The sequence below is a fragment of the Rhodopseudomonas pentothenatexigens genome (genome assembly GCF_900218015.1).
In the GTDB taxonomy this organism is placed as follows: Bacteria; Pseudomonadota; Alphaproteobacteria; order Rhizobiales; family Xanthobacteraceae; genus Rhodopseudomonas; species Rhodopseudomonas pentothenatexigens.
Map to the genome: position 1 here is coordinate 89838 of NZ_UFQQ01000012.1, position 23190 is coordinate 113027.

Here is a 23190-nt window from a genome sequence, read left to right on the forward strand (position 1 = left end):
CTCCCGCGCGGCAATACCCGCCGAGAACCTTGACTTTCGGGCATTCGCGGCTAGTTTGCCGGCCAAACGCGGGTCCTGACGTTCGACCTCGCCTGTTTATTCCCAAATTCGAGGTTTGAGATCATGGCCAAGGCGGTCACCATCAAGATCAAGCTCGTGTCGACGGCCGACACCGGGTTCTATTACGTGACGAAGAAGAACTCGCGCACCATGACCGACAAGATGGTCAAGAAGAAGTACGACCCGGTCGCGCGCAAGCACGTCGAGTTCAAGGAAGCCAAGATCAAGTAAGCCGCTTCGGCCTACTGACGGCATTCCTTCCGCGGGGCCTTCGGGCCCCGTTTCTATTTTGGGCGATGATCGGCAGCCTTCGCCCCGCCCACAGACGTCATCGCCCGCGCAGGCGGGCGACCCAGTATTCCAGAGCGCCGAACATAGATTGCACGCGCCGCGGCGTACTGGATCCCCGCCTGCGCGGGGATGACGACCGTACGTGATCGTGAAGTCGTGCAGATTGCCTCGGCTACGCCGCCGCCGCGACCACCCGGTTCCGGCCGTCGTGCTTGGCGCGGTACAGCGCGGTGTCGGCGCGTTTCAAGAGGTCCGGGATCGGCTCGCCCTTGCGCTCCAGCGTCGACAGCCCGATCGAGATCGTGACTTCGATGCGCCGGGTGCCCTTCTCGATCGCGAACGGTTCGCCGGCGATGGCGCGGCGCAGCCGCTCCGCCACCATCTGGGCGACGTGCAGATCGGTCTCCGGCATCACGATCACGAATTCCTCGCCGCCGTAGCGGCAGGCGAGATCGATGCCGCGGATCGACTTCTTGATCCGCACCGCGAACTCGCGCAGCACGTCGTCGCCGGCATCGTGGCCGTAGCTGTCGTTGATCGATTTGAAGAAGTCGATGTCGAGGATCATCAGCGCCAGCGGCTTGCCGCGCGCCCCGGCCTGCTCCGCCAGCGTCGCCAGATGGCTCTCCATGTAGCGACGATTGTGCAGCCCGGTGAGGCCATCGGTGATCGCCATCTCGATCGAATGCTGCACGTTGTCGCGCAGATGATCGGTGTAGCGGCGGCGGCGGATCTGGGTCCGCGCCCGCGCCATCAATTCGTTCTTGTCGACCGGCCGCAGCAGATAGTCGTTCACGCCGATCTCGAGCCCGCGCAGCAGCCGCGCGTTGTTCTCGGCATCGGCGATCGCCAGGATCGGCACGTGCCGGGTGCGCTCCAGCGAACGCGCCTGGCTGCACAGCCGCAGCCCGTCGAAATTCTCCAGTCCCAGCGACACGATCAGCAGGTCGTAATTGCCCTCGGCGGCGTGGAACAGCGCCTCCGATGGATTGGTTTCGACGTCGACATCGTGTTCAGCGCTGAGCAGCGGCGCCAGCCGTTCGTAGGACGACGGCCGGTCGTCGACCAGCAGAATCCGGCCGCCCTTACCCTGATCCGACACCGCCTCGCGCTCGGGCGCCTGCATGCCGATTTCGAGCGAAGTGATCGCCCGCATCCGCAGCTCGTCGGTCATCATCTTCAGCCGGGTCAGCGATCGCACCCGCGCGATCAGCACCACGTCCGACACCGGCTTGGTGAGGAAATCGTCGGCGCCGGCTTCCAGCCCGCGCACCCGATCGGCCGGGCTGTCGAGCGCCGTCACCATCACCACCGGGATGAAATGCGTCTTCGGGTTCGACTTCAGCCGGCGGCAGACTTCGAAGCCGTCCATGTCCGGCATCATCACGTCGAGCAGCACGATGTCGCATTCGGCGCGCTGGCAGATCTCCAGCGCCTGAAAGCCGTTCGACGCGGTGACCACGTCGAAATATTCCGCCGACAGCCGGTCTTCGAGCAGCTTGACGTTCGCCGGGATATCGTCGACCACCAAGATACGCGCTGACACGATGCTACTCCTAGCCGATGAACCGCCGGACGGTCTCGATGAACTTGCCGACCGAAATCGGCTTCGACAAATACGCTTCGCAACCGCCTTCGCGGATTCGCTCCTCGTCACCCTTCATCGCGAACGCGGTGACGGCTACCACCGGAATGTGACGGAGTTCGGGATCGTCCTTGATCCAGCGCGTCACTTCGAGCCCGGACACCTGCGGCAATTGGATGTCCATCAGGATCAGATCGGGGCGCAGCTTGCGAACCAGGTCGAGCGCTTCGTATCCGTTGCTCGTTCCGGCCGTCTGGTAGCCATGGGCCTCCAGCAAGTCGCGAAAGAGCTTCATATTGAGCTCGTTGTCTTCGACGATCAGGACGGTTTTCGCCATCCCGCCCCTCCACTACTCGCACTAAAATGCCCGGGCCGGCGGCCCGCGATCGTTCGACAAGCCGCAAGACTCGGGCATGATTGAATAAAATACAGACGAGAAGTTACGGAAAGGCAAACACAACCGATGCGAAAGCGGCTTCAAGACCCCCGCCAAGCGGCTGAAATCGTGGCGATTCAGGCGCTTTCCTTCATCGCCGGAGATCCCGAGCGGCTCGGCCTGTTCCTGGCCGAGACCGGAATCGGCCCGGAGACGCTGCGAAGCTCGGCCGCCGATCCGCAGTTCCTAATCAGCGTGTTGAGCTTCGTGCTGCGCGACGACGCCACCGCCAAGGCCTTCGCCGACTCGGTCGAACTCCACCCCACCAACGTCGCAGCAGCGCTTCAGGTCCTCGAAGACAAGCCATGGGAGCGCGACACGCCGTGAGTGGCGACGACCCGGGCCCGCGGAATGCACCCGGCTTCTGCCGGGACTGCCTCGCCGACCAGCGCGCCGAGGCACGGCGCTGCATGGCCTGCGGGTCGCCGCGTCTGGTCCGGCACCGGTCGCTCGGGTCGCTGTCGCTCGCTCATGTCGATTGCGACGCGTTCTACGCGACCGTGGAAAAGCGCGACGATCCCGACCTCGCCGACAAGCCGGTGATCGTCGGCGGCGGCAAGCGCGGCGTGGTGTCGGCGGCCTGCTACATCGCCCGCACCTTCGGGGTGCGCTCGGCGATGCCGATGTTCAAGGCGCTGGCGCTGTGCCCATCGGCGACCGTGGTGCGGCCCGACATGGCGAAGTACGTCCGGGTCGGCCGCGAGGTGCGGCAGGCGATGCGGGCGCTGACGCCGCTGGTCGAGCCGCTGTCGATCGACGAGGCGTTTCTCGATCTGGCCGGCACCGAGCGGATGCACGGCATGATCCCCGCCAAGGTGCTGGCGAAATTCGCCCGCGAGGTCGAGCGCGACATCGGCGTCACCGTGTCGGTCGGGCTGTCGTGCAACAAGTTCCTCGCCAAGATAGCGTCGGATCTCGATAAGCCGCGGGGCTTCGCCGCGCTCGATCAGGACGAAGCCCGCGACATGCTGGCGCCGCGGCCGGTCGGCTTCATCTTCGGCGTCGGGCCGGCGACGGCATCGCGGCTGGCGGGCCGCGGCTTCCGGACCATCGCCGATCTGCAGCGCGCCGACGAAATCGAGCTGATGCGGCAGTTCGGCGACGAAGGCCGGCGGCTGTGGCGTCTGGCGCGCGGCATCGACCACCGCAAGGTGGTGCCGGATCGCGGCGCCAAATCGATTTCGAACGAGACCACCTTCGAGGACGACATCCGCGACCTCGCGACGCTGGAGAAGATCCTGTGGCGGCTGTCGGAGAAAGTGTCGTCGCGGCTGAAGAGCGCCGCCCTCTCCGGCTCGACTATCACCTTGAAGCTGAAAACCGCCGACTTCCGCCAGCGCACCAGGGCGCAGACGATCCATGCGCCGACCCAGATGGCGAGCCGGATCTTCGCGGTGTCGCGCGAGATGCTGAGCAAGGAAGTCGACGGCACCGCGTTCCGGCTGATCGGAACCGGGGTCAGCGCCCTCACCGAACAGACCGGGCCGATTGAGGACGACATGCTCGATCGCCGCTCCGCTCACGCCGAACGCGCGATCGACGACCTGCGCAAGAAATTCGGCGACGCCGCCGTCATCCGCGGCATCGCGTTCGATCGGGTGCAGAAGCCGCCGCGCTAGTGATCGGATATCGTCCCGCCGTCATGGCGAGCGAAGCGAAGCAATCCAAATAGCGCCAAGCGTTGACGCTGGACTGTTTCGTCGCGCGACGCCTCGCAATGACGAAATGCAAGGCCTCTGTTACTTACACGGCTTGCCGGCGGTCTTGACCTCGAGCTTGCCCATCGCGCCGGCGAGAACGAAGTCGTTGTAGTCGAGCACCAGCGAGCGCGACACACCGTTCTCGTAAAGCTCGAACGACATCGCATACACCGGCGTCTGTTCGCCGGCATTGGCCTTGGCGTCGCGATCGTAATAGCTCACCGTCACCGGCCAGCGCGTCAGCGACTTCATTGCGTCGTCGCTTGTGGACGGATCGGGCGACGCGACCGCGCCGCTGCCCTTGATCGGCTGTCCGATCACCGTCAGCGTGTTGTAGACCTTCTCGCCATTGTCCGAACCGTCATAGACCGACAGGTTGAGCAGCGATTTGCCGGCGCGCGCGGCTTCGATGATGCGTTCGATCTGCTCGGTCGGGAACACCGTGGCGCCGTCGAGCTGGAAGGTCTTCTGCACCGGCTGCTTCAGCTTCACCGTGATATGATCGCCGGTGCGCTCGGCCATGCCGTCGACGTCGCTCTCTTTGGAGTCGTCCATCCGGGTGCCGATCTTGAAGCGATAGCTCTTGCCGGCCGCGTCCTCCCAGCTCGACGAGCGCAGATCGCTCAGCGTGTTCTTGCCTTCGCCGCTCTCGATTTCCGACACCTGGCGAAAGTCCGACGTGTAGCCTTCGCAGGCATTGCCAGAAAAGTTGTACAGGATGCGGCCGCGCACTGTGCTGATCGAGGCGTTGTTGCGGGTTTTCAGCAGGCTGAGATCGTACAGCGCCTGGTGCGGCAGGAAGTTGATCGCGGGCCCGGCGACCGCCGCCGATCCGGTCGACACGGCGAAGGCCGCCACGATTGCCAGCAGCCCCCGGCTCGGTCGCGTCGTCTGTCGTGACACGGGCATGTCGTCTCCCTGATAGCGGTGACCGCTAGAATAGGTGGTGGCCGGATTCACCGCAACGGCCGGAGCCTTCTGGACCACCGGATTGCGGTGAAATCACGGAGCGCCCGCCTCGGACCCGCGCGAACGGAACCGGCCCGCCCTCCTCCCCCTGCCTGCAGCTTGGCGGCTTGCTTGCAACGGCCGGCGCAATCGGCCAAACAGAACCGCCCGGCGCGGCGCGCCGGCAAAACGGCAAAAGCAATGGGGATCGGCATGACTGGGGTGATCGAGCAGAAACTGACCGCGCAGGGCATCGTGTTGCACGAGCCGGCGAGCCCGGTCGCCAATTATGTCGGCTTCGTCCGCACCGGCAATCTGTTGGTAGTCTCCGGCCAAGTCTGCTTCGATGCCGAGGGCAAGCTGGTCGCCAAGGGCAAGCTCGGGGCCGACGTGTCGATCGAACAGGGCAACGCCGCCGCGCGCGCCTGTGCGATCAACCTGCTGGCGCAGCTCAAGGCGGCGCTCGGTGATCTCGACAAGGTGGTGCGCGTGGTGCGGCTCGGCGGCTTCATCAACTCGACGCCGGATTTCCTCGACGGGCCGAAGGTGATGAACGGCGCCTCCGACCTGATGGTCGCCGTGTTCGGCGACAAGGGCCGCCACGCCCGCACCACCGTCGGCGTCGCCTCGCTGCCCGCCGACGCCGCGGTCGAGGTCGAGGGCCTGTTCGAAGTCGCCTGATCAGGAAGCATTGCGATGCGCGCGCCCGACTGGCTGACCGCCCGACCGGTCGCGCATCGCGGCCTGCACGATCGCGCCCGCGGCATTGTCGAGAACATGCCCGGCGCGATCAACGCCGCGATCGCCGGCCGGTTCAGCATCGAGGTCGACATCCAGCTCACCGCCGACGGCGAGGCGATGGTCCACCACGACGACGATCTCGGCAGGCTGACCGATGGCGACGGCGCCCTGCTCCGGATGACCGCCGCGCAGCTCCGGCAGGTGCCGTTCAAGGACACGCCAGAGCGGATGATGTCGGTCGGCGAGCTGTGCGATCTCGTCGCCGGTCGCGTGGCGCTGGTGATCGAGCTGAAGAGCCATTTCGACGGCGACCGCAAGCTCGCACGGCGCTTGCTTCAGGTGTTGGAGAGCTATCAGGGACCGGTCGCCGCGATGTCGTTCGATCCCGACCAGGTGCTGGCGCTGCGCCAGCTCGCGCCGAAGCTGACGCGCGGCATCACCGCCGAGCGCCGCTACGACGACTCCTATTGGGCCAAGCTCGACGAGGCGCAGCGCGAGCCGATGGTCGCGCTGAAGCACGGGCTCAGGACCCAGCCGCATTTCGTCGCTTATCGGGTCGACGACCTTCCGGCACCGGCGCCATGGATCGCCCGCAACCTGTTCGGCTGCGCGCTGCTGGGCTGGACGGTGCGGACGCCGGAACAACGGGCGCACGCGGCCCGCTATGCCGACCAGGTGATCTTCGAGGGCTTTGTTCCACAAACGTGACCGCGGCCGGTCTTGAAGCGCGATCGGGAAATGCCCAATCTGTGGCCATGATCGCCTGCGCTTGCATTGCTGGTTCAGCCGTTTGAAGAGCTCGTCGGACATCACGCTCGAAGCGGTGTCGTCGGTGGAAGCCGTCGCGGCCGCCGATTGGGACGCCTGCGCGCGTTCAGGAACGATCGTTCCTCCTCCTGATGCAACCGGCGCCTCCGGCAGCGCCTGCACCGCAGCGCAAGCCGCGTACAATCCCTTTCTCAGCCATGCGTTCTTCACCGCGCTCGAACAATCGCGGTCGGCCAGTGCCCGCACCGGCTGGGGACCGCGGCATCTGATCGCGCGGCAGGATGGTGCGATCGTCGGCGTCGTGCCGTGCTATCTGAAAGCGCACTCGCAAGGCGAATACGTGTTCGACCGCGGCTGGGCCGACGCCTATGAGCGCGCCGGCGGCAGCTACTATCCGAAGCTACAGGTGTCGGTGCCGTTCACCCCCGCGACCGGGCCGCGGCTGCTGATCCGCGGCGGTACCGATCCGGCGCGCGTCGGCGGCGCGTTGGCGAACGGCCTGATGGCGCTGTGCGACCTCAGCAAGGCGTCGTCGGTACACGTCACCTTCGCGCGCGAAAGCGAGTGGCGTTTCCTCGCCGAACGCGGTTTCCTGCAACGCACCGATCAGCAATTTCACTGGCACAATGCCGGCTACGCCAGCTTCGACGATTTCCTCGCGACGCTGAACTCTCGCCATCGAAAGGGCATCAAGCGCGAGCGACGCGACGCGGTGGGAAACGGCATCACCATCCACCACCTCACCGGCCCCGACATCACCGAAGACGCCTGGGACGCCTTCTTCGACTTCTACATGGAGACCGGCTCGCGCAAATGGGGGCGGCCGTACCTGAATAGGGAGTTCTATTCCCTGATCGGCCAGAGCATGAGCCAGGACGTGCTGCTGGTGATGGCCAAGCGCAACGGCCGCTGGATCGCCGGCGCGATCAACTTCATCGGCGGCGACACGCTGTTCGGCCGGCACTGGGGCGCGATCGAGCATCACCCGTTTCTGCATTTCGAGGTCTGCTATTATCAGGCGATCGATTTCGCGATCACGCGCGGCCTCAAGGTCGTCGAAGCCGGCGCACAGGGCGAACACAAGATCGCGCGTGGCTATCTGCCGCAGACCACCTACTCGGCGCATTTCATCGCCGATCCGGCGCTGCGCCGCGCGATCGCCGATTATCTCAAGCGCGAACGAATGTATGTCGACGAGATGGGCCGCGAATTGAGCGAAGCCGCCCCGTTCAGAAAAGGTAACCCTGCCGATCCGGCTTGACCGGCCCGTGCACGGCGGACGACAATCGCGCCGCCAAGCCCGGAGCCCCCATGACCGCTTACGATCCCGAGAATATTTTCGCCAAGATCCTGCGCGGCGAAATCCCGTGTCACAAAATCTATGAAGACGATCACGTCTTCGCCTTCCTCGACATCATGCCGCGTTCGACCGGCCACACGCTGGTGATCCCGAAAGCACCGGCGCGCAACATCCTCGACATCACGCCGGAGGACTTCGCCCATGTGGCGCGCGGCGCGCACAAGATCGCGCATGCGGCGATGAAGGCGTTCAAGGCCGACGGCATCGTGGTGCAGCAGTTCAGCGAACCGGCCGCCGGACAGGTGGTCTACCATCTGCACATGCACGTGATGCCGCGGCACGACGGCGTGCCGCTGCTGCCGCCGGCCTCGCGCAAGGAGGAGCCCGCCGTCCTCGAACAGCATGCCGCACAACTGAAGGCGGCGCTGACGCAGGGCTAGGCGTCCGTCCTATCGCTGCGCCGACCGCGACGGCGCAGCGACATCAGGCCGGACGACACGGCGACCGGGATGCCCGGCCTCTGCCCGCCTCCGCGGCAGTCCGCCGCGACCAGCACAGGTTGCCTCCGCAACCGCGCCGCCCGATCTCCGTTGCAGGTGATGGTTGAGATCGGCCGCCGCGATGGCGCCATCCGCAAACGAGGCAACAGAGATGATCGCGCTGGTCAGTTTTGTGTCGGGACTGGTCGCCCTCGTCGTCGGAGCTGAACTCCTGGTCCGGGGCGCCTCGAAACTGGCGCTGTCGTTCGGGATCTCGCCACTGGTGGTCGGGCTGACGGTGGTGGCGTTCGGCACCGGATCGCCGGAACTGGCGGTCGCGATTCAAGCGGCGATCTCCGGCCAGGCCGACATCACCGTCGGCAACGTGGTCGGCAGCAACATCTTCAATGTACTGTTCATCCTCGGCCTGTCGGCACTGATCACTCCCCTGATCATCAACCGGCAGCTGATCCGCCAGGAGGTCCCGATCATGGTCGGGACGTCCCTGCTGGTGGCCGCGCTGGCCTGGGACGGCAGCCTGTCGCTTCTCGACGGATTGCTGCTGATCTGCCTGCTGGCGGCCTATACCGTCTTTCTGATCGTGCAGAGCCGGCGTCAGGAGGCCGCCTCGGATGCGGACGAACCGACCGCGGCGGAGTCCGCATCGCGCTGGGACTCCAAGCTGCCGGTGCAGATCGCGCTGATCCTCGTCGGCCTGGTGATGCTGGTGTTCGGCGCTACCTGGCTGGTCGAGGCGGCGATCACGTTCGCACGGCTGTTCGGCGTCAGTGAGATGGTGATCGGCCTGACCATCGTCGCGGCAGGCACCTCGCTACCGGAGGTCGCGACCTCGATCATGGCGGCGATCCGCGGCCAGCGCGACATCGCCGTCGGCAATGTGGTCGGCAGCAACACCTTCAATCTGCTCGGCGTGCTCGGCGTGTCCGCCGCGGTGGTGCCGGGCGGGCTGTCGATCGCTCCGGCACTGACGGCGTTCGACATCCCGGTGATGGTCGCGGTGGCGATCGCCTGTCTGCCGATCTTCTTCACCGGCAACCTGATCGCCCGGTGGGAGGGCGCCCTGTTTCTGGCGCTGTATGTCGTCTACACGATCTATCTGGTGATGGCCGCCCAACAGCACGACGCCTTGTCGACCTACGGCTTCGTGCTCGGAACCGTCGTTCTTCCGCTGTGCGCGCTGACCATCGCGGTCATCACCTGGCGCGAGTGGCGCGCAAGGCGACGAATGCATTGACCATCGCCGGGGGCGACGTCGCAGCGTTCACGCCGCGCGCCCGTCCTGCTACTTCACCATCGAGTGCACGCAGCGGTCCGGCTTCAGGTCGATCAGCGGCGTGCCGTCGAGGCAGTCGAGCCCGCGCACCAGCACGGTCGCGCCCTCGATCCCGACCACCGCCACCGATGAAATTCCGATCGGGTTCGGCCGCAGCGGCGAGCGCAGCGCGAAGGTGCCGCGCGGCCCGTCGATACCGTGGCCGCGCTGGATCACCAGATCGCGGCGCGACAGATGCAGCCAGTACACCACCTGCGCCTGGGCGAACCTGTCGAGTCCCTGCAGCGCCCGGGTCCACGGCTCGTAGATCTCGAGCCGGCACACCGGTCCATCGGGGCTGCCCTGCCGCGGCGTCTCGCCGCGCGAGGTCCAGGGCGTGCGGATGCGGCCGATGAAGATCAGGCCGGCGTCGGTGGGCGGCGGCGCCTCGACCACGACTTCGCCCTCGCGGATCTCGCCTCTGTCGGTCATCTTGGTTCGCCTTCTGCCTGACGGCCCGGTGTAGCGCGAAACCGCTTCGGTTTCACCGCCACCAAAGTTGGCCGAGCAGCAGCACCACCTCGCCTGCGACCACGCCGGCGAAGATCGAGCGGCGCGCCACCAAAAACACCGCGAAGCCGGCCGCAACAGATCCGTAGCGCAACAGCGGAGACACGCTGGCCAATGCGCCGGGCGGCAGGAACAGAATCTGGGCGATCACGCCGGCGAGGATCGCGGTGGCGACCGCGCGGACCCAGATCAGCAGCTCGGAGCCTTCGTCGATGCCGCCGCCAAGCCACAGTCCGAGCATCCGCCAGACTTCGTTCGGCAGCACGCCGGCCAGCACCAGCACCAGCAGTGCCTGCCAGTCGCCGATGAAATCGCTCATGCCCGCCTCCGCCGCCGCAGCCGGTGGACGCCGTAGGCGATGGTGCCGGCGGAGACGCCGCTGATCAGCACGTCGACGCCGGTGTGCAGCAGCGCCACCAGCGGAAACAGCGCCAGCCCGAGCATCAGTGCGACGACGTCGGACAGTTCACGGCAATTGCGCGCGGTGGACAGCAGAAACGCCAGCGGCGTCAGCAGCAGGATCGCGGCGCCGAACGACCGCGGCAGGTTGGCCGCCAGCAGATAGCCGATCACATTGGCGATCAGGCACACCGCAATCAGGCCGGTGCCGAGCCCGTTGGCGAAGGCGATCCGACGCTCGCGCGGCACCTGCGGCAACAGCCGGAAACACTCGACCCACATCGTCACCGCGATGAAATGCGCCGGAAGCACGAGCTGCCGCAGCTTGGTGGTCGGCGTCTTCAGCATCGGCAGCACCGACACCACCATCGGAAACAGCCGGATCGCGCTGACCGTCACCGCGATCGCCGCCTGCACCGGCGTCGCCCCGGAGCCGAGCGAGGAGATCAGGATGATCTGCGCCGGACCGGCCCACACCAGGACCGTGCTCAGCAGCACCCAGCCGAGGCTGAATTGGCTGTCGTGCGCGAGCGCGCCGATCCCGATGAAGGTGGCGAACAGCACCAGCGTCAGCACCGTGGTGCCGGCGGCGATCAGGCCGCGCAGGAAGGCGCGTCCGGCGCTGCGCCAATGCGGTGAGGTCGAAGGGGGAATGGGCATGCGGTCTCTGCGAGCTTTGCGACCATACGCGCCATCGCTGGGCCGCGGTCAAGGCGCGACGTTTACGTTAACGACCGGTTTATGCCCCAGTCGAATTCAGGCGACGCCACCACCTCTGATAGAACAACACAACCATCGCGATAGGAGGCTGGGATGGTCGATCGACGGAGCACATGCCGCCAGCGTGTCTACTACGGCGGCCGCCTGGCCTTTCACGAGCGAACCTCGACCTTCGACTGCATCGTCCGCAATTTCTCCGCGGGCGGCGCCAAGATCGAGATCGGCAATCCAGCGGCCGTCCCGGACACGGTCGAGCTGCTGATCGCGCGCCAGGGCGTCGCCTATTTCGGGCGGATCGTCTGGCGGCTCGAGAACCTGGCGGGCCTCGCTTTGAACGGGCCGCGGCGTCACGTGGCGTCGCTGCCGCTGGACATCGCCCTGCGGCTGCGAGCGACCGAGCGCATCAATCGGCAACTCCGCGCCGAACTGATCCGGCTCCGATCCGTGTTCTGACACAAGCGTCGCGCCGTCAGCCTCTGTTGCGCAGCACCAGACAGGCCTGCCCTGCCCGGCGGATCTGCCTGCACAGATCGTCGGCCTCGCCGCGCGTGTCGGCACCGATCCGTACCTGGTAGAACGGCCGCGTGCCACGGCTGCGGAATACCGCCCTCAGCAGCGTCGGGTCACGTTCGCCGATCACCCCGCTCAAGCGTGTCATCGCCCGTGCATAGCTCGCCAGCGCGCGATCGCGATTGAAGCCGGCGGCGAGCTGCACGCCCCACGGCCGGTCGGCGCCGAGTTTGACGCGCTGTTCGAGTTCGCGGACGAACGGATTCGGTGCGCGCTTCAGCAGCGCCATCAAGGTGCGGCAGTCGGTGTCGGCCCTGGTCTCCGGCAGCTTCGCGGCTCGGCCCGCTGCCGACCATTCCTCGACCGTGCTGCCGGTGATCGCCAGCACATAGTCGCGGGTCTGCGCCGGCATGCCGCCGGTGCCGGCGAGCCATTCCTGCACCCGCCGCGGCCCGGCATTGTAGGCCGCCGCGGCAAGCCCGAGATTGCCGAACTGGCCGCGCAGCTCCTTCAAGAACTCCGCCGACTTCGGCAAGGCCTGCACCGGATCGAACGGATCGAGCAACCGGCGCTCATCCGCAGTGCCGGGCATGAATTGCGCAATGCCTTGCGCGCGCTTGCCGCTCCGCGTCACCGGCCCAACCGCGTCGGGCTGGAATCGGCTCTCCTGCCAGATCACCCGGGCGAAAAACTCGAGCGGCAGATCGTGGGCCTTGGCCGCCGACTCGATCATCAGGCAGATCGAATCCCTGGTGCCGGCGTCGGTGGGCTTGTCCGCCGCATCCTTCGGCTGGCCGGTCGGCGCAGCCGGGTCGGCTTGGACGGCGGGCTTCGCAACCTCTGCCGCCGGTCGGGACTCGGCCGGCTCGGAGGTTGCCGGAGCCCCGGTATCCGGCTCAGCCGTCGATGTCTCCGCGGCTCGCGCCGCCGGAAGCGCGAGCAGCGCAACGGCGACGACGGCAGCGACACCGATGCGCCATCGCCACTTCGTCATGCGCGGCTTCCCCATCACATGCGCGCTCCTTGACTCACCCGGTCAACCGGCTAGCAATTCGAAAACACTTGCACAAACGGGAACGCAGGATGGCGGAAACCGATCCCCTCGCCGGCTTCGCGGCCGACGACGACGTGCCGATCCAATATATGGCTCGCACCCGCGCTTACTATCAGGCGATCGGCTACGACGTGCCGTATCGCTGGGCGCACTATACCGGCTCGCCGTTCGCTCCATTGTCCAAGCCGCTGGCGCAATCCCGCGTCGCGCTGATCACCACCGCTGCGCCTTACGATCCCGATAAAGGCGATCAGGGGCCCGGCGCGGCCTATAACGGCGGCGCCAAGTTCTATCAGGTCTATGACGGCGACACTTCGCGCGATCACGACCTGCGCATCTCTCACATCGCCTATGACCGCACCCACACCACCGCCACCGACAGCGGCACCTGGTTTCCGCTGCCGCAGCTTCGCCGGCTGGCGAACGAAGGCCGGCTGGTCCTGGCACCGCGCTTCTTCGGTGCGCCGACCAACCGCAGCCATCGCGTCACCATCGAAACCGACGCGCCGGAGATCCTGGCGCGCTGCAAGGCCGACGGCGTCGAGGCCGCGGTGCTGGTGCCGAATTGTCCGGTCTGCCATCAGACCGTGTCTCTGGTGGCGCGGCATCTCGAGGCGGGCGGCATCGCCACCGTGGTGATGGGCTGCGCCAAGGACATCGTCGAGCACGCCGCCGCGCCGCGGTTTCTGTTCAGCGATTTCCCGCTCGGCAATTCGGCCGGCAAGCCACACGACGACGCATCGCAGGCGTTCACGCTGGATCTGGCGCTGCGCCTTCTCGAGTCCGCGCCGGCGGCGCAGACGACGGTGCAGTCGCCGCTGCGCTGGCGCGACGATCCGTCGTGGAAGCGCGACTACAACAACGTCGCCAATCTCGGCGCCGAGGAACTGGCGCGGCGACGCGCCGAATTCGACGCCCAAAAACAACGCGCCCGCGCGCTGCGCGAGGGCGTCGATTCATCAGCCTCGGACTGACGGGGAAATCGTCTCAGCCCGGCCGTCCGTGTGGACTGATCAGGATGTTTGGGCTGTCACGACGCCGGAGCCGGCTCGGTGGTCGACTTCCACCTCGCCGTCCACCGGCAGCGCGAAGTGCTCGACGCGACGGGCCGGCTTGCGATTGAGCAGCAACCGCGTCACGTCCGGCCGCGAGTAGTGGCCGGCGGGATCGGCGGCATTCTTGGCGACCCCGATCGCCGCAAGATCGATGTCGGCATACAGCAGCCCTTCCTGATCCGGCGGCAGCTTCGCCGCCAACATGCTGCCGTCCGGCCCGAAGATCGTGGCATGGCCACCGCCGGCGTGCAGCAATCCGTGCTTGGCTTCGCGATCGCACATGTCCTCGATCATCGCCGGCGAGACGGTGGCGCACGGCGCCAGCACGAAGCACGAGCCTTCCACCGCATAGACCCGCGACGCGGCGTTGTTCACTTCCCAGCCGAGAGCCGGCGCGAACGGATCGTACAGCGAGAAGCTCGGCCACGACGCGACATGGACCTGTTCGTTCTGGGCGTACATCGCGTATTTCGACAGCGGCTGCAGATGCTCCCAGCAGCACAGCGCCCCGAGCCGGCCGATGTCCGGGCGATCGAACACCGCCAGATCGCTGCCGTCGCCCTCGCCATACACCGTGCGCTCGGCATGGGTGGGGCGCAGCTTGCGGCGCTTGGCGACGGTCTCGCCGTCGGGCCCGATGATCCATTGCGCGATGTAGAGGCTGCCGCCGTCGCGCTCCGACAGGCCGAGCACCGCGGTCAGTCCGGCGCGCTCGACCGCGGCGCGCAGCTTGTCGGCCTGCGGCGAGTCGTAGCTCAGCGAGTTGTCGAAGTAGCGCTGGACGAAGCCGCGGCCGATCGCCCAGGCCGGCGAGTCCAGCCAGATGTACCAGGGATAGCCCGGGATGAAGACTTCGGGAAACGCGATCAGTTTCGCGCCATTGGCTGCCGCTTCTTCGATCAACGCGATGGTCTTGTCGACCGTCGCATCGAGGTCGAGCCACACCGGCGCCGCCTGGACGACTGCTACTTTGTATTTCGGATGCTGAAGTCCCACTGCAACCTCCTCGTCATGCACTGCACGGTTGATCATCGAATTCGATCCGTGCATCCTATCGAGGCTCGGGCGGCGATACTCGTTCGAGACGGAAGGAAAACTCGACTCGTTCCGGTAGCAGGCGAGCCAGCTCAGGGAGAACGACGATGCCGACCCTGTTCTCGGCGGACGATGCGGCGCCCCACAGGCGGCTCGCGCTGTGGCAGGACATCATCTGCGACGTCTATGTTCAGCTCGACTGCTCGTCGAATCTCGGGAGTTCGTTTCACGGCTCGGTGTCGAGCGGCGCGCTCGGCCGCGCTCTGTGCTCGACCGTGTCGTCCTGCGCGCAGCGCGTCGCCCGTACGCCGGCGCGGATCGCCTGCGCCCGGGAAGAGTCAGTGCTGTTCGCGCTCGGCACGACGGGACACGGCGGCGTCGTTCAGGACGGACGCGAAGCCGTGATCCGTCCAGGCGAGTTCGCGTTCTACGATACGACGCGCCCCTACGAGCTGCAGTTCGACGGCGACTTTTCGCAGCGCATCCTGCAGGTGCCGCGCGAGATGATCGCTCGCCGGATCCGCACCGAGGAACTGACCGCGACGACCTTCAGCTCCGCGCGTCCGCTCGACAAGCTCGCTTACGACTTCATCGCCTCGATCTGCGCGCTCGCCGACCGGGTCGATCACGACACCGCCGACCGGCTCACCGAACAGGCCGTCGACCTGGTGGCGATGGTGATCGCCGACCGTCTCGACGGGAGGCGGCCCGCGACGTCGCACCGTGCCGCAATGCTGTATCGCCTCAAGGCACATATCCACAGCCGGCTGCACGATCCGGAATTGTCGGCGGCCGGGGTGGCAGCGGCGCTCGGCATGTCACCCCGCTACGTCAGCGATCTGTTCGCCGGCGACGCCACCTCGTTCCAGCGCTACGTGCTGGCGCAGCGGCTGGAGCGATGCGCGCGCGACCTTGTCGCGCCGCGTCTGGCCGGCCGCCGGATCGGCGAGATCGCGTTCGCCTGGGGCTTCAATGACCTGTCGCATTTCGGCCGAGTGTTCCGCGAGCGCTACGGTGTTTCACCCCGCGACTACCGGCACGGCAGGCCGACATATTAGTCGGCACGCGCCGCAGTATCCCATTCTCCGCAAGTCACCTTTCCGGCAATTGCCACATCGCTTGGATGCACTAAAACGTCGGGCCTGACACCACGATCCGGCCCGCGCCTGCGGCTGCGTCGCCGATCTGCAGAGGACGACGACCATCAAGCGCAAGCAACCCAAACAGCGTCGGCCGAAGAAAAAGCACCACGGCGGCCAAAGCGCGCCGCGCCCGTCTGCCGCCGCGCGCGCGCAGGAGCCAGGCGAGGACGCTGCCGCCTCTCCGGGCACCGATACTGCACCGGCGCCGGCAGCAGCGACACCGGCCAAGCCTGCGCCGGCACCCGCTGACGCGCGTCCGGCGTCGCCTGCCGCCAAACCGCCGGTCGCATCCAGACCGCAGCCGGGCCCTAGACCGGTCCAACCGGCGAGTAAGGCAGTAAAGCCGGTTCGGGGTACCGGACAAGCAGCACCGGCCGCTGCCGCCGCTGCTCCCGCAGCTTCGCGACTGGGGGCGGCACGCGCCGGTTTCCTGCCGCTGACGCTGCTGCTGGGAGCCTGCGACAGTCTGATGGAGATGCTGCGCAACCGGCCGCAGCGACTGCTGCTGTGGGTGCTCGGCCTGTACGGCACATTGTGGTTCGTCAGTGCCGTCAGCTTCACCGGCCTGCCGGCGGTCGGCTACGAGATGGCGCTGTTCGGCAACGAGTTGCAGGGCGGCTACTGGAAGTATCCGCCGCTCGCGCCATGGCTGACAGAGCTCGCCTCGCTCGCGACCGGGCGATGGAACGGCGCGCAGCTTCTGCTCGCGCTCGGCTCGGCGCTGATGACGCTGGCGCTGCTGTGGCGCCTCGGCGCCGCGATCGTCGGCGGCACCGGAGCCACCCTCGCGGTGGCGCTGACGATCCTGATCGGCTGTTTCGGGCCGCAGGTCACCGCCTACGATCCTGCGATCGCCAGCCTGCCGTTCGGAGTGGCGGTGGTCTTACTCTACCGCAAGGCCATTTTCCAGGAAGCCCGATCGAACTGGATCGCGCTCGGCGTCACCTCCGCGCTGTTGATCGCCGCCAATCATGCCGGCGCGGCGCTGATCCTGGTGCTCGCCGGACATCTTTTGCTGACCGCCGATGGCCGCCGCAGGCTGCTGTCGGCCGGACCAGGCATCGCCGCAGCCGCCTGCTTCGTCGTTCTGCTGCCGCATCTGATGTGGCTGGCGCAGGCCAACACCGCCTCAGCTGTTCCCGGCGACGCCGCTGGTCCGCTGTGGCCACGGGTTGGAACCGCCTTTGCGTTCGTGTTCGGACAGGTTGGCCTCAATCTCGGACTGATCGTGATCGCGGGGCTGGCGTTGATCCCGCGCTTGCCGCTGCAGGGCGAACCGGCGGGCCTCGACCTCACGGCGCCGAGCCGCTTCGACCGGTCGCTGTTGCTGTCGGTGGCGGTGCTGCCGTCGTTGCTGGTCGCGATCGGCAGCGTGTTCGGCTGGTTCAGCATCGGCGCCTATACCGGCAGCGCGCTGATTGCATTCTCCGGCCTGGCGCTGGTCGCGCTGTTGCCGGCGCATCTGACCATCCGGGCGCCACGGCTGGCGGTCGCGGCGTGGCTGCTGGTGCTGTTCGGGGTACCGATCGGCTACGCGACCTCGACCTACTCGCGTGCTTATGGCAGCGGCCCGGTGCCGACCGAGCTGTACCCGGCGCGGGCGCTGTCCACCGCGATGCAATCGGTCTGGAAGAGCCGGACCACACGTCCGCTCGACATCGTGACCGGCAGCACCCGTGAGGCCGGGTTCGTCGCCGCCTACGCGTCACCGCGCCCCTCGGTGTTCATCGACGCCGATTTCGCCAAGAGCCCCTGGATCACGCCGCAGCGTCTGAAACAGTCCGGAACGCTGGTGGTGTGGACCACCGACGAGTTCAGCCGAACCGACGTGCTGCCCCCACCGTATCGCGCCGCGCTCGGCGACACCCCGCCGCTGATTGGCACCATGGTGCTGCCGCTCGGCGGTGGAAAGCTGAAGGCCTATGGCTGGGCGATGATCGCGCCGGAAGGCGTGGTGGTGCCGGCCCCGGCGTCGCCGACACCGCCTGCGCAGGCCGCACCACCGCCGCCGGCTCCGCCGACACCTGTTCCAGCGCTGCCTCCGCCGCCCGCTGCCGCACCGTCGGCTGCTGCGCCGGCGCCAGCAGCGCCGCAGCCTGCAGCGCCGACATCGGCCTCGCCGATTCCGGCCGCCGAGCCGTCCCCCGCTCCGGCCGCCCCGACGACGCCGGCCCCAACGACTCCAGCCCCCATGCCGGCGGACGAGCGGCCGTCGCCGGCGGGCCCCCCACCCGCACGGCCGTCGCAGTGAAGGCGAGCAAGCAGCTCCACAAACGACGAGGCCGGCGATCGCTCGCCGGCCTCGCTGATTTTGATCGTCTGGCTTCCGGTCAGGCCTTCTCGACCTGATCCTTGATCTTGGCCTTACGCGACGAGCCGCGCTTCTTGGCGCCGCCGGGCAGGTTCTCCGGCTTCGGCGTGACCGGGCCGTCGAGGAATTCGAAGCCGATCTTCTCCAGCTCGACGCCGGCGACGCCTTCGTCCTTGACCAGCACCACCTTGACGTGGCCGCCGCCCTTCAGCTTGCCGAACAGCACCTCGTCGGCCAGCGGCTTCTTGATGTGCTCCTGGATCACGCGGGCCATCGGCCGCGCGCCCATCTGCTCGTCGTAGCCGTGCTGCACCAGCCAGGCCTTGGCGGGCTCGCTCAGCTCGATGGTGACGTCGCGGTCCGCAAGCTGAGCTTCGAGCTGGAGGACGAACTTCTCCACCACCATGCCGATGACGTCGGCCTGCAGATGCGCGAACGACACGATCGCGTCGAGACGGTTGCGGAATTCCGGCGCGAACTGCCGGTTGATCGCCTCGTGGTCGTCGCCTTCCCGCTTGCTGCGGGTGAAGCCGAACGCCTGGCGCGCCAGATCCGCGGCGCCCGCGTTGGTGGTCATGATCAGGATCACGTTGCGGAAGTTGACCTGCTTGCCGTTGTGGTCGGTGAGACGGCCGTGATCCATGATCTGCAGCAGCACGTTGTACAGATCCGGATGCGCCTTCTCGATTTCGTCGAGCAGTACCACGCAGTGGGGATGCTGGTCGACGCCGTCGGTGAGCAGACCGCCCTGGTCGAAGCCGACATAGCCGGGAGGCGCGCCGATCAGACGCGACACGGTGTGGCGCTCCATGTACTCCGACATGTCGAAGCGCAGCAGTTCGACGCCGAGCGACGACGCGAGCTGCTTGGCCACCTCGGTCTTGCCGACGCCGGTCGGGCCGGAGAACAGGTAGCAGCCGATCGGCTTCTCCGGTTCGCGCAGGCCGGCGCGCGCCAGCTTGATCGACGCCGACAGCGCCTCGATCGCCTTGTCCTGACCGAACACCACGCGCTTCAGGGTCTGCTCGAGGTGCTTCAGCACCTCGGCGTCGTCCTTCGACACGCTCTTCGGCGGGATCCGCGCCATGGTCGCGACGGTGGCTTCGATCTCCTTGATGCCGATCGTCTTCTTGCGCTTGTTCTCGGACAGCAGCATCTGCGCCGCGCCGGATTCGTCGATCACGTCGATCGCCTTGTCCGGCAGCTTCCGGTCATGGATGTAGCGCGACGACAGCTGCACCGCGGATTCGATCGCCTCGTTGGTGTACTTCAGCTTGTGATAGTCCTCGAAGTACGGCTTCAGCCCCTTGAGGATCGCGATCGCGTCTTCGACCGTCGGCTCGTTGACGTCGATCTTCTGGAAGCGACGCACCAGCGCACGGTCCTTCTCGAAGTGCTGACGGTATTCCTTGTAGGTGGTCGAGCCCATGCAGCGAATGGTGCCCGACGCCAAGGCAGGCTTGAGCAAATTCGAGGCATCCATCGCCCCGCCGGAAGTGGCACCGGCGCCGATCACGGTGTGGATCTCGTCGATGAACAGGATCGCGTTCGGGTGCGCCTCGAGCTCCTTCAAGACCTGCTTGAGGCGCTCCTCGAAGTCGCCGCGATAGCGCGTTCCGGCGAGCAGCGTGCCCATGTCGAGCGAGAACACGGTGGCGGCGGACAGCACCTCCGGCACATCGCCGTCGACGATCCGCTTGGCGAGACCTTCGGCGATCGCGGTCTTGCCGACGCCGGCTTCGCCGACGAACAGCGGATTATTCTTCTGCCGGCGGCACAGCACCTGGATCGCCCGGCTGATCTCGGCATTGCGGCCGATCACCGGATCGATCTTGCCGTCCCGCGCCTTCTTGTTGAGGTTGACGCAATAGGTCTCGAGCGCATCGCCCTTCTTCTTGGCGTCGTCGCCGCTCTTGGCCTCGGTTTCTTCATCGACGCCGCGCACAGGCCGCGCTTCGGACACGCCGGGCCGCTTGGCGATGCCGTGGCTGATGTAGTTCACCGCGTCGTAGCGCGTCATATCCTGCTCCTGCAGGAAATACGCGGCGTGACTCTCGCGCTCGGCGAAGATCGCCACCAGCACGTTGGCGCCGGTCACTTCTTCGCGGCCTGAGGATTGTACGTGGATCACGGCGCGCTGAATCACGCGCTGGAAGCCGGCGGTCGGCTTGGCGTCTTCGGAGCCGTCAGTGACCAGGTTCTCGAATTCGGTTTCGAGATAGTTGACCAGACTGGTGCGCAGCTTGTCGAGATCGACGCTGCAGGCGCGCATCACCGCGGCGGCGTCGGAATCGTCGACCAGGGACAGCAGCAGATGTTCGAGGGTTGCGTATTGGTGATGACGCTCGTTGGCGATGGCGAGCGCGCGGTGGAGGGATTGCTCAAGGCTTTGGGAAAATGTCGGCATTGCGTCCTCTGTGTCCCCCGCTGATCATGATCGCCGCTGCACCGTGACGCAACAACAACCTTTCCAGATATAGTGTCCAAACCTGATCGCGAAAGACTGGTTCCTCGTATCAGTCCGTCCACCAGCAAGTCCGGGAAAACCCGCCAGCTTGGACCGATGCAAAACCCGTTCCGAGTCCGGCCGCACGCGCCGCGCTATTTCTTCTCCATCACGCATTGCAGGGGATGCTGGTGCTTGCGCGCGAAATCCATCACCTGCGTCACTTTGGTTTCGGCGATTTCATAGGTGAACACCCCGCATTCGCCGATGCCGTGGTGATGCACGTGCAGCATCACCTTGGTGGCGGCTTCGACGTCCATCTGGAAGAACTTCTCCAGCACATGGACCACGAACTCCATCGGCGTGTAGTCGTCGTTCAGGATCAGCACGCGATACAGGTTCGGCCGCTTGGTCCGCGGCTTGGTCTTGGTGATGACGGAGGTTGATGGCGGGTTCGGGCCGGAGCGGCCGCCGTCGCCGGCCAGGCGGACGGGTGCGGTCGTCGGATCGCCGGCAGCGCCGGAAATGTCGTGGCTCTCAGACGGTTGCAGCATGGCTTTCGGTATTTAGACCCCAGGGAACTTCCCAGACACCGGAACCGCGACGTGCGGTCAACGCGCAAAGGCCGACGACGCCCGCAGCGCAACGGCTCCCGGCACGACGCGGCGGCGGAATACGGTAAATATGGGTCGAGTGCGGATTGGCTGCAAGCGCCGAAATTCCTTAAGCGATCCAACGGACACCATGACGGGCGTCGCGCCGACCCCAGCCAGGGTTAACCACAGCTTGCCCGGTCGAGACGGAATCCGATGACGCCGTTGACCCGCCGGCAAGCATCCGCAGCGCTCGTGGGCATTTGTGCCGCAGTTTAGCGAGTTTCGGAGGTTCATTTTACGCGCCGTTTATCCATACCGCCCGATCCTGCCCGCAGAATCAGGATCGGTAATCGCCATGTCCCTTGCCCCCCTCGCCGCTCAAACGATGCGCAGCGCCCGTCGCTTCCGGACGGCGACCGACGGGAACATCGCCGTGATCTTCGCCCTCGCCCTGGTGCCGCTGCTCGGGTTCGTGGGCGTCGCGGTGGATTATTCCCGCGCCAACAGCGCGCGCACCGCGATGCAGTCCGCCCTCGATTCGGCCGCACTGATGGTGTCGAGAGACCTCTCCTCCGGGGCGATCACGGCCGATCAGGTGGCCAGCAAATCGCAGAGCTATTTCGACAGCCTCTACACCGGCACGGAGTCGGGCGCGATCAAGGTCACGGCGACCTACACGGCGAAGGACAGTTCCGGCTCGTCCACCATCGTCCTGAAGGGCCAGGGCACGGTCGCCACCGATTTCATGAAGATTGTCGGCCAGGACACAGTGGCGATCGGTTCGACCACCACCACCACGTGGGGCGGCACCCGCCTGCGCGTCGCGATGGCGCTCGACGTCACCGGATCGATGGCCTCGGCCGGCAAGATGTCGGCGATGAAGACCGCCGCCAAGGGGCTGGTCGATACGCTGCGCGCCAGCGCTCAGAGTGCGGACGACGTGTATATCTCGGTCGTGCCGTTCGCTCAGATGGTCAATGTCGGCAGCAGCAACAGGAACGCCAGCTGGATCAAATGGGATGTCTGGGAGGAAACCACGGGCAGCTGCAGCTGGTGGTGGCTTACCAGCAAGGCGAGCTGCGAGAATGCCGGCAGGACCTGGAGCTCGGCCAACCGAAATCAGTGGACCGGTTGTGTGACCGACCGTGACCAACCGGCCGATACGACAAAGGACGCTCCGACGTCCAACGCGACCAAGTTTCCCGCGGCTGATTACGACGCCTGCCCCGCGCAGATCCTGGGGATGACGTCGGCCTACTCATCGTCCAATGCCACCACGATCAAGAACAAGATCGACGCGCTGTCGCCCAACGGAGGTACCAACCAGGCGATCGGCATGCATTGGGCGTGGATGTCGCTGCTCACCGGCGATCCCCTCAACACGCCCTCGAAGGACACCAATTACAAGTACACGGACGCGATCATCCTGCTGTCGGACGGTATGAATACGATCGACCGCTGGTACGGCAATGGTTCGAGCTGGTCGCAGCAGGTCGACGCCAGGCAGAAGATCCTGTGCGACAACATCAGGGCGTCGTCCACCAACACCAACCCCATCACCATCTACACCATTCAGGTCAATACCGACGGCGACCCGGAGTCTGCCGTTCTGAAGTATTGCGCAGATACCGGCAACTTCTTTGCGACCACCACCGCGAGCGGCATCGGGACCGCCTTCGCCCAGATCGGCACCTCGCTGTCGAAGCTTCGACTGTCGAAATAGACCGGCACGAGGCGCCCTGCGCGAAAGCGGCAGTCCCGCGACGCACGG

General features: G+C 66.4%; 23 protein-coding genes. 13 read left to right on the top strand and 10 right to left on the bottom strand.

What is annotated here, in order from left to right; translation table 11 throughout:
* The first annotated feature begins 123 nt into the window (after positions 1 to 123).
* The gene (gene rpmG, locus DWA33_RS13150) at positions 124 to 291 is read left to right on the top strand and encodes a 50S ribosomal protein L33 (protein ID WP_011158674.1); all 168 of its coding nucleotides are present in this window, start codon (positions 124 to 126) and stop codon (positions 289 to 291) included.
* Positions 292 to 523: 232 nt separating this feature from the next.
* On the opposite strand, the gene DWA33_RS13160 is transcribed toward rpmG, so the two are convergent.
* Both DWA33_RS13160 and DWA33_RS13165 read right to left on the bottom strand, forming a co-directional pair.
* The gene (locus DWA33_RS13160) at positions 524 to 1897 is read right to left on the bottom strand and encodes a PleD family two-component system response regulator (RefSeq protein WP_114358535.1); all 1374 of its coding nucleotides are present in this window, start codon (positions 1895 to 1897) and stop codon (positions 524 to 526) included.
* A 10-nt stretch (positions 1898 to 1907) separates the two neighbouring features.
* Positions 1908 to 2273: a response regulator gene (locus DWA33_RS13165; RefSeq protein ID WP_114358536.1), complete on the bottom strand. Its 366-nt coding sequence runs from the start codon at positions 2271 to 2273 to the stop codon at positions 1908 to 1910.
* 126 nt (positions 2274 to 2399) lie between these two features.
* Between DWA33_RS13165 and DWA33_RS13170 the strand changes: the two genes are divergently transcribed.
* Complete coding sequence (locus DWA33_RS13170) at positions 2400 to 2699, top strand: DUF3572 domain-containing protein (protein ID WP_114358537.1); 300 nt, start codon at positions 2400 to 2402, stop codon at positions 2697 to 2699.
* Entirely contained in the window at positions 2678 to 3991 is a 1314-nt protein-coding gene (locus tag DWA33_RS13175; RefSeq protein WP_181902411.1) for a DNA polymerase IV, read from the top strand. Before DWA33_RS13170 ends, DWA33_RS13175 begins: the two co-directional genes overlap by 22 nt.
* Before the next feature lie 120 nt (positions 3992 to 4111).
* On the opposite strand, the gene DWA33_RS13180 is transcribed toward DWA33_RS13175, so the two are convergent.
* Positions 4112 to 4981, bottom strand: coding sequence for a cell envelope integrity EipB family protein (locus DWA33_RS13180; protein ID WP_114358615.1), 870 nt, complete (start codon positions 4979 to 4981; stop codon positions 4112 to 4114).
* Positions 4982 to 5233: 252 nt separating this feature from the next.
* Here DWA33_RS13180 and DWA33_RS13185 point away from each other — a divergent pair, with 252 nt between their 5' ends.
* From DWA33_RS13185 to DWA33_RS13205, 5 genes are all read left to right on the top strand, one after another.
* Entirely contained in the window at positions 5234 to 5701 is a 468-nt protein-coding gene (locus DWA33_RS13185) for a RidA family protein (RefSeq protein ID WP_114358538.1), read from the top strand.
* A gap of 15 nt (positions 5702 to 5716) precedes the next feature.
* The gene (locus tag DWA33_RS13190) at positions 5717 to 6469 is read left to right on the top strand and encodes a glycerophosphodiester phosphodiesterase (RefSeq protein ID WP_114358539.1); all 753 of its coding nucleotides are present in this window, start codon (positions 5717 to 5719) and stop codon (positions 6467 to 6469) included.
* A gap of 82 nt (positions 6470 to 6551) precedes the next feature.
* On the top strand, positions 6552 to 7790 hold the full coding sequence (locus tag DWA33_RS13195; protein WP_114358540.1) for a GNAT family N-acetyltransferase: 1239 nt from the start codon (positions 6552 to 6554) through the stop codon (positions 7788 to 7790).
* A 50-nt stretch (positions 7791 to 7840) separates the two neighbouring features.
* A complete protein-coding gene (locus DWA33_RS13200) occupies positions 7841 to 8269 on the top strand; it encodes an HIT family protein (RefSeq protein WP_114358541.1) in 429 nt (142 codons plus the stop codon).
* Positions 8270 to 8480: 211 nt separating this feature from the next.
* Positions 8481 to 9563 (top strand): calcium/sodium antiporter, encoded by a 1083-nt coding sequence (locus tag DWA33_RS13205; protein ID WP_114358542.1) that lies wholly within the window; start codon positions 8481 to 8483, stop codon positions 9561 to 9563.
* A gap of 48 nt (positions 9564 to 9611) precedes the next feature.
* On the opposite strand, the gene DWA33_RS13210 is transcribed toward DWA33_RS13205, so the two are convergent.
* From DWA33_RS13210 to DWA33_RS13220, 3 genes are read right to left on the bottom strand one after another with little or no spacing between them, the layout of a single operon-like run.
* Complete coding sequence (locus DWA33_RS13210; protein WP_114358543.1) at positions 9612 to 10073, bottom strand: SAM-dependent methyltransferase; 462 nt, start codon at positions 10071 to 10073, stop codon at positions 9612 to 9614.
* Positions 10074 to 10125: 52 nt separating this feature from the next.
* On the bottom strand, positions 10126 to 10470 hold the full coding sequence (locus tag DWA33_RS13215; protein WP_114358544.1) for an AzlD domain-containing protein: 345 nt from the start codon (positions 10468 to 10470) through the stop codon (positions 10126 to 10128).
* The gene (locus DWA33_RS13220; RefSeq protein WP_114358545.1) at positions 10467 to 11210 is read right to left on the bottom strand and encodes an AzlC family ABC transporter permease; all 744 of its coding nucleotides are present in this window, start codon (positions 11208 to 11210) and stop codon (positions 10467 to 10469) included. Before DWA33_RS13220 ends, DWA33_RS13215 begins: the two co-directional genes overlap by 4 nt.
* Positions 11211 to 11363: 153 nt before the next feature.
* Between DWA33_RS13220 and DWA33_RS13225 the strand changes: the two genes are divergently transcribed.
* On the top strand, positions 11364 to 11723 hold the full coding sequence (locus tag DWA33_RS13225) for a PilZ domain-containing protein (RefSeq protein ID WP_114358546.1): 360 nt from the start codon (positions 11364 to 11366) through the stop codon (positions 11721 to 11723).
* 16 nt (positions 11724 to 11739) lie between these two features.
* Here DWA33_RS13225 and DWA33_RS13230 read toward each other — a convergent pair whose 3' ends face one another.
* A complete protein-coding gene (locus DWA33_RS13230) occupies positions 11740 to 12774 on the bottom strand; it encodes a lytic transglycosylase domain-containing protein (RefSeq protein WP_114358547.1) in 1035 nt (344 codons plus the stop codon).
* A gap of 89 nt (positions 12775 to 12863) precedes the next feature.
* Between DWA33_RS13230 and DWA33_RS13235 the strand changes: the two genes are divergently transcribed.
* Positions 12864 to 13808, top strand: a complete 945-nt coding sequence (locus tag DWA33_RS13235) for a glycine reductase (RefSeq protein ID WP_114358548.1) — start codon at positions 12864 to 12866, stop codon at positions 13806 to 13808.
* A gap of 39 nt (positions 13809 to 13847) precedes the next feature.
* Here the strand turns inward: DWA33_RS13235 and DWA33_RS13240 are convergent, their stop codons facing one another.
* Positions 13848 to 14885, bottom strand: a complete 1038-nt coding sequence (locus DWA33_RS13240; protein ID WP_114358616.1) for a carbon-nitrogen hydrolase family protein — start codon at positions 14883 to 14885, stop codon at positions 13848 to 13850.
* Between the two features lie 146 nt (positions 14886 to 15031).
* Here DWA33_RS13240 and DWA33_RS13245 point away from each other — a divergent pair, with 146 nt between their 5' ends.
* Both DWA33_RS13245 and DWA33_RS13250 read left to right on the top strand, forming a co-directional pair.
* Positions 15032 to 15982, top strand: coding sequence for an AraC-like ligand-binding domain-containing protein (locus tag DWA33_RS13245; protein ID WP_114358549.1), 951 nt, complete (start codon positions 15032 to 15034; stop codon positions 15980 to 15982).
* Positions 15983 to 16535: 553 nt separating this feature from the next.
* Positions 16536 to 18317, top strand: a complete 1782-nt coding sequence (locus DWA33_RS13250) for a glycosyltransferase family 39 protein (RefSeq protein WP_244601292.1) — start codon at positions 16536 to 16538, stop codon at positions 18315 to 18317.
* A 79-nt stretch (positions 18318 to 18396) separates the two neighbouring features.
* On the opposite strand, the gene clpA is transcribed toward DWA33_RS13250, so the two are convergent.
* Both clpA and clpS read right to left on the bottom strand, forming a co-directional pair.
* Positions 18397 to 20784: an ATP-dependent Clp protease ATP-binding subunit ClpA gene (gene clpA, locus DWA33_RS13255; RefSeq protein ID WP_114358551.1), complete on the bottom strand. Its 2388-nt coding sequence runs from the start codon at positions 20782 to 20784 to the stop codon at positions 18397 to 18399.
* A 194-nt stretch (positions 20785 to 20978) separates the two neighbouring features.
* Positions 20979 to 21377, bottom strand: coding sequence for an ATP-dependent Clp protease adapter ClpS (gene clpS / locus DWA33_RS13260; RefSeq protein WP_114358552.1), 399 nt, complete (start codon positions 21375 to 21377; stop codon positions 20979 to 20981).
* A 397-nt stretch (positions 21378 to 21774) separates the two neighbouring features.
* Between clpS and DWA33_RS13265 the strand changes: the two genes are divergently transcribed.
* On the top strand, positions 21775 to 23142 hold the full coding sequence (locus DWA33_RS13265; RefSeq protein WP_114358553.1) for a TadE/TadG family type IV pilus assembly protein: 1368 nt from the start codon (positions 21775 to 21777) through the stop codon (positions 23140 to 23142).
* The last annotated feature ends 48 nt before the right edge of the window (positions 23143 to 23190 follow it).